This window comes from Prevotella fusca JCM 17724 (assembly GCF_001262015.1).
GTDB classification, from domain to species: domain Bacteria; phylum Bacteroidota; class Bacteroidia; order Bacteroidales; family Bacteroidaceae; genus Prevotella; species Prevotella fusca.
The window spans coordinates 1,336,125-1,342,500 of the sequence record NZ_CP012075.1; the positions used below are offsets into that span (position 1 = coordinate 1,336,125).

General features: G+C 47.2%; 3 protein-coding genes, 2 tRNA genes and 2 rRNA genes (1 of these 7 running past the window's edge). 6 read left to right on the forward strand and 1 reads right to left on the reverse strand.

Translation table 11 applies throughout. The features are described from left to right. The first annotated feature begins 10 nt into the window (after nt 1-10). Together ADJ77_RS12750 and ADJ77_RS12755 are read left to right on the forward strand one after the other, a co-directional pair. Nucleotides 11-1,399, forward strand: coding sequence for a DUF5458 family protein (locus ADJ77_RS12750; RefSeq protein ID WP_050696499.1), 1,389 nt, complete (start codon nt 11-13; stop codon nt 1,397-1,399). A gap of 260 nt (nt 1,400-1,659) precedes the next feature. Then, the gene (locus ADJ77_RS12755; protein WP_025078991.1) at nt 1,660-2,094 is read left to right on the forward strand and encodes a hypothetical protein; all 435 of its coding nucleotides are present in this window, start codon (nt 1,660-1,662) and stop codon (nt 2,092-2,094) included. 256 nt (nt 2,095-2,350) lie between these two features. On the opposite strand, the gene ADJ77_RS12760 is transcribed toward ADJ77_RS12755, so the two are convergent. After that, a complete protein-coding gene (locus ADJ77_RS12760; RefSeq protein WP_025078990.1) occupies nt 2,351-2,932 on the reverse strand; it encodes an ankyrin repeat domain-containing protein in 582 nt (193 codons plus the stop codon). Nucleotides 2,933-3,963: 1,031 nt separating this feature from the next. Between ADJ77_RS12760 and ADJ77_RS12765 the strand changes: the two genes are divergently transcribed. The 4 genes from ADJ77_RS12765 to ADJ77_RS12780 all read left to right on the forward strand — a co-directional run. Further along, nucleotides 3,964-5,494 (forward strand): 16S ribosomal RNA (locus ADJ77_RS12765). 158 nt (nt 5,495-5,652) lie between these two features. Continuing rightward, nucleotides 5,653-5,726, forward strand: a tRNA-Ile gene (locus tag ADJ77_RS12770). 62 nt (nt 5,727-5,788) lie between these two features. Continuing rightward, nucleotides 5,789-5,865, forward strand: a tRNA-Ala gene (locus ADJ77_RS12775). Nucleotides 5,866-6,057: 192 nt separating this feature from the next. After that, nucleotides 6,058-6,376: ribosomal RNA gene (locus ADJ77_RS12780) — 23S ribosomal RNA — on the forward strand; it runs 2,583 nt beyond the window's last position. The 16S and 23S rRNA genes sit together here with 2 tRNA genes alongside, the layout of an rRNA operon.

A 6,376-nucleotide genomic window follows, 5' to 3' on the forward strand; every position in this document is an offset into this window, starting at 1 on the left:
GAATTAGAACATGGACAATAATAAAGTAAAGGTTAAGGAACAGCAGGCTCCTGTAGTAAGTAAAAGTACCGTTGCGCAACAAAGTAGTGCTTCAGCTGCAAGTGCGTTAGACAAGCTGAAGGAATATGGTGGCTTTACATTCTTAGAGAATATTATTGATGGCTTTTCTAATCTGAACCCAGCCCGCAAGGCACGCCGTAATATTTTCCTTTCTGACGCTCAGTGGGAGAACGAACGTAAGGTGCTTGCCAATCGTCTTGGCGTATGGATTGACCTGTTGAAGTCTGGTCAGTCTGCTGAACAGATGAGGGATAAGGCAAAGGAAAGAGCTCTGCACGTTGAGGATCTGCTCAACAAGAACCTTAGTAAGGTACTTGCCCGCACGCATGAGTTGGAGACTTCTTATCGTTCTGTAGCGTTGTTCTATCGTAATACGGAGAGCCAGAAGGTTAAGAACGTAACCATCGTCAATGCGGAAATGGATCAGTTGACCGACTTGGACAACCCGCTGTTCATTGATTACATCAGCAATGAGCTGAAACATAACTTTGACCGTCTGGACCTTCGTCGCAACTATTCTCTGCTTGTTATCCCAGGTTATCTGGGCTCAAACGCAGTTCTGGACAAGTGGGGCAAGATTGCACACAGCAATAAGGTGATGCTGCTGACCGACTTCCAGGACCTGGAGACACCGGATGATGTGGTTGACATCTTCTTTAATGCTGACCATTCGGGTGGCGATGTTTACAAGTCTAACATCATCATGACCTGTAACTGGCTTCTGGGCCGTCAGAAGGTGGCACAGGTGGGAGAAGAGGAAAACCTTTATGTACCGGGTTCTTCTGCCCTCGCTGGAAAGATTTACAGCACATTGATGTCACAGGTTGTTGCCGGTAAGAAGTTCGGTGGTCTTAATGATGTTGAGAATGTACATTTCGACTTGAAGAAGAGTGAGATTTCCGAGCTGGAACGCATGGGACTTGTGCCTATGGTAAACGAATACAGTAAGGTAATGGCATTCTCTGCCAAGACGCTCTTCAATGGTGATAACCTCGGACTCCAGACTTATTCTGTCGTTCGTGTGTTCGACTATATCTCAAAGGTTCTTTTCGACTTCCTGAACCGTCGTGCTTTCGAGAACTGGACAACCCGTACAGAAGCTGACTTGAGAAGCCAGATTGTGAAGTTCCTTGACAGCATACAGGGACCGACACGTCTGATCGAGAAGTTCCGGGTTATCAGGATTGAGCAGGATCCAAAGCAGAAGGATCGTGTCCTGCTTGATATTCACATCACCCCATACTTCCCGGCAAAGAGCTTCGTCATTCAGCTGGAGGGTCGCAAGGGTGAGGAACCTGAAGAGGCTAACTGGGAGAGCCAGTACGCACAGGAAAAGTAAAAACAACATCCGTTGTTTCTGAATAAGTGGAATGAATACTGGCAAGTGGTGTTCATTCCACTTTTATGTTGGTGCTCATGGAAAGGGTGGATTCCCTGTTGTTGCCACTTGGCATAATCTGTCGGGCATTACAAACCATAGAAGATGTAACCCATAAAACAGAACGAAAATGAGAAGATTTCTAATATTATTGATGCCATCAACAGGCATTAACGGTTGAATTTCCCTAAGAACCTGTTTTAGGATTAACGAAAAAATGTATGTTGTCAAATAAAGTAAGAAAATATTTGGTCGATGCTGGAGTCTTTGATGAGACCAGAGACGAGGCTTATGAGCAAGTGATGTCGGATTTGGGGATAAGATTAGATTCCGCTTTTGCTGAATTCAATCTTTACACAAATGCTATAACGTTTTCAGGAAAGTATAGTGAGATATATAATGTCTGTTGGTTCGCAATCAATTCTACATATTCTGATCAGGTAGAGCGTATGCACTCTGTTTTAAATTTGCCCGAAGAGTATATCCCTCTTGACAGTTTTGAGGGAGAGGGAGGTTTCTTCTATAATCGGCTGACTGGAGAAGTTCTGGAACTGGAGCTTGGGCAGAAGTTAATTGATTTTCAGTGTGGAAGGTTGCAGTCTCAATGGAAAGATTTTAATGCTTTCCTGGAATGGTATTTCGAGTTAGAATCTTAAAGAACCCTGTAGATAAACATAAAAGAATCTTGAAGCAACGAGAAAGCTCGTCCTTCTTTACAGGCAAGGATTGGTAATCATTCAAGAGCACCCCTGCTGTTATCCATCAATTTGTTGATGTGCCCCCTTATACGGGGATATATGAAACTGGGAAGTTCCAAATTGCTTGTCAGGGCGTCGTGGCGACATAGTCAGATTGGTAATGGGGTGTAAACAATCCTCTGTAGAATCATGTTCGTTAAAGGCAGGTATGGGCTTACTGCGTCCTGTCGCCATACAGCTGTTTTATATGTGCTAATATCGGCTTTACATTCTTAGTCTGATTTCCTATCTTGACAGTACCGTTGTCAATGCCGACAAGAACCTGGTATGTGGAGAAAAGGTTTCCCTTCTTGAATGGGTCTAAACCCAGGTCAAGGAGCTTGATGATATTCGGAGTGTAGTCTATGTCATGTGACAGAGCGTATCCAAGCAGACCGGGCTCTACATGAAGATTGGTGTTGGGGCGTGATAACAGATAATCGAACATCTCGTGGTTCTTTGACAGGATGCAGTGATGGAGTGCAGCATGTCCACCTGTGTCGGTTTTGTTGATGTCAGCGCCTGATTCGATTAATTGCTTCGCATATTCGTTGGCAAAGGGGCAGGCTTCTAAAGGGTTATTGAAGGTAATAATACAATTTACAAGTCCGGTGCGTCCATATTCATCTACTGCGTCCAGACCGCCATTTCCCTCCAGGAAAGATTTGAGTCTGTTGAAATCATCTTTCTGGCTAATAATCTCTACGATGTCTAATCGGCTGAAATCGCCCTTTTTATTTGTCTTGTTTTTTCTCATAATTAGTAACTTTTTATTAGAACTTCTTACATAGGAGTCTCTGATGATTTCGCTGTTTTCTTGTGTGAATGGTCTTGGTATTCTGCTCCGTCGCATGTGGCATTTATGTCTCCCTGCCCGTTTCTTTTACGGATAGCTGCCGTGTGTTGCCAATGGATAGAGGTTTGTTTTTTATTGCGTGGGGTCGTTTTTCCCATAAGCGTGTGTAATTGTAGGTGTATTCACTTCAAATGGATTTGTAGTTCCCTGTATATGGTAAATGTGATGTTTATGAATTTATGTGCGCCTTATGCTTGGTAATCTGCAGGAATGTTGTACTTTTATAGTGTTGGACTACAGATATTTACAAACAATAACTGCTGGTGACAAAGTTACGGAATTATTCCGTATGGCTGGTATTTTTATAAGTTTTTAATGTGTCGATTGGGATAATATACGCATAGAAACAATAGATATGCTGCTAATGGGCAAGGATTTTATAGGGTTAGGTATGTGTTGCCTACACTTAAAACATCTTTTATAGCCCACGCCAGCACACTTAGCCATGCCGGTTCGGCGTGACAACGCCGCCTTGGTATCCCTATTAATTATATAAGGTGTAAGGCTGTTTAGTTGCTCTCTAACGAAGAAAAATCGTTTTTTCTTAAAACTTTTTCTTGAAAACATTTGGAGGTAACGGATTTTCTCTATACCTTTGCACTCGCTTTACGAAACAAGCCGTCTGGCTGGCAAGAGTGAGGCAACTAAGGAAAAGAGTTCTTTGAAAAGATTTACATAGACAGAGAAGTAGTACAAGAAGCGTCTGGTGTGATATTCATTATCATCTCAGACGGGTAAAAGAAACGAACCGTTCAATTCGGTACTGGGGTCTGGGGTTTCCCCTTTCCTCATTACTTTTGAACACAAGGTGGTTCTTTGAGCTTGATATTTCAGGATAGGCGTTCTGGACAGGGATTACTCGGTGAAGTGCCGGGAGCAGCGTGGTATTCGTTACCACCCGCCACCCGTCATCTGTCACCAAGACATATTTTACAATGGAGAGTTTGATCCTGGCTCAGGATGAACGCTAGCTACAGGCTTAACACATGCAAGTCGAGGGGAAACGGCGTTGAGTGCTTGCACTCTTCGGACGTCGACCGGCGCACGGGTGAGTAACGCGTATCCAACCTTCCCATGACCGGGGGATAACCTGCCGAAAGGCAGACTAATACCCCATGGCCTTCACTGACGGCATCATATGTGAAGTAAAGATTCATCGGTCATGGATGGGGATGCGTCTGATTAGCTTGTTGGCGGGGTAACGGCCCACCAAGGCTACGATCAGTAGGGGTTCTGAGAGGAAGGTCCCCCACATTGGAACTGAGACACGGTCCAAACTCCTACGGGAGGCAGCAGTGAGGAATATTGGTCAATGGGCGCAAGCCTGAACCAGCCAAGTAGCGTGCAGGACGACGGCCCTATGGGTTGTAAACTGCTTTTGTACGGGGATAAAACGGCGGACGTGTCCGCCCTTGCAGGTACCGTACGAATAAGGACCGGCTAATTCCGTGCCAGCAGCCGCGGTAATACGGAAGGTCCGGGCGTTATCCGGATTTATTGGGTTTAAAGGGAGCGTAGGCCGGGGATTAAGTGTGTTGTGAAATGTAGACGCTCAACGTCTGACTTGCAGCGCATACTGGTTCCCTTGAGTACGCACAACGTTGGCGGAATTCGTCGTGTAGCGGTGAAATGCTTAGATATGACGAAGAACTCCGATTGCGAAGGCAGCTGACGGGAGCGCAACTGACGCTTAAGCTCGAAGGTGCGGGTATCGAACAGGATTAGATACCCTGGTAGTCCGCACGGTAAACGATGGATGCCCGCTGTTGGTACCTGGTATCAGCGGCTAAGCGAAAGCATTAAGCATCCCACCTGGGGAGTACGCCGGCAACGGTGAAACTCAAAGGAATTGACGGGGGCCCGCACAAGCGGAGGAACATGTGGTTTAATTCGATGATACGCGAGGAACCTTACCCGGGCTTGAATTGCAGGAGAACGATACAGAGATGTTGAGGTCCTTCGGGACTCCTGTGAAGGTGCTGCATGGTTGTCGTCAGCTCGTGCCGTGAGGTGTCGGCTTAAGTGCCATAACGAGCGCAACCCCTCTCTTCAGTTGCCATCAGGTAGTGCTGGGCACTCTGGAGACACTGCCACCGTAAGGTGTGAGGAAGGTGGGGATGACGTCAAATCAGCACGGCCCTTACGTCCGGGGCTACACACGTGTTACAATGGCCGGTACAGAGGGACGGTGCAACGCAAGTTGCATCCAATCTTGAAAGCCGGTCCCAGTTCGGACTGGGGTCTGCAACCCGACCCCACGAAGCTGGATTCGCTAGTAATCGCGCATCAGCCATGGCGCGGTGAATACGTTCCCGGGCCTTGTACACACCGCCCGTCAAGCCATGAAAGCCGGGGGTGCCTGAAGTCCGTGACCGGAAGGATCGGCCTAGGGCAAAACTGGTGATTGGGGCTAAGTCGTAACAAGGTAGCCGTACCGGAAGGTGCGGCTGGAACACCTCCTTTCTGGAGAGGATGCCTTTCCTATGTCATTTGCCGGATCTATTCCGGCAGTTCAACGGAATGACCTTGGTTCGTCTCTTCTTCTTGTATCTGCTTGCACTGTTTTACGAATAAGAGAAAGGAAGTCTGGTATGAAAAGCCGCAATGCTTTCTTCCAACTCAGTCCTATAGCTCAGTTGGTTAGAGCGCCACACTGATAATGTGGAGGTCGGCAGTTCAAGTCTGCCTGGGACTACACATCGGCGCTAAGCCAATGTGATTCGGGCAGTAATGCCCGGGACCACTTCTCTATTCCCTGGGGGATTAGCTCAGTTGGCTAGAGCACCTGCTTTGCAAGCAGGGGGTCAACGGTTCGAATCCGTTATTCTCCACCACGCTGGCACGGATACATCTCCGTCGTCCGGCACAGGATCTTTGACATATTGACACAAGCAAGACTGTATGTAGAACTGATTCTTCATGTTCATGAAGGATCGGAATTCTAAAGAAGTTTAACTTCAAGATTAGAATCACACAACAGCTGAAAGTATGAGCTACATTCCCTGCGGTCATTCGCAGGGAAGGCGAAGAAAGTAAGAAAGGGCGCATGGCGGATGCCTTGGCTCACGGAGGCGATGAAGGACGTGATAAGCTGCGATAAGCTCCGGGTAGGTGCAAATGACCTTTGATCCGGAGATTTCCGAATGGGACAACCCGGCAGGCTGAAGACCTGTCATCACTGCATCTGCGGTGAGGCGAACGGAGGGAACTGAAACATCTTAGTACCTCCAGGAAGAGAAAATAAAGAATGATTCCCCCAGTAGTGGCGAGCGAACGGGGAAGAGCCCAAACCTGCTGCGTGGCGACGCGCATCAGGGGTTGTAGGACCACGCTGTCGTACTTTGA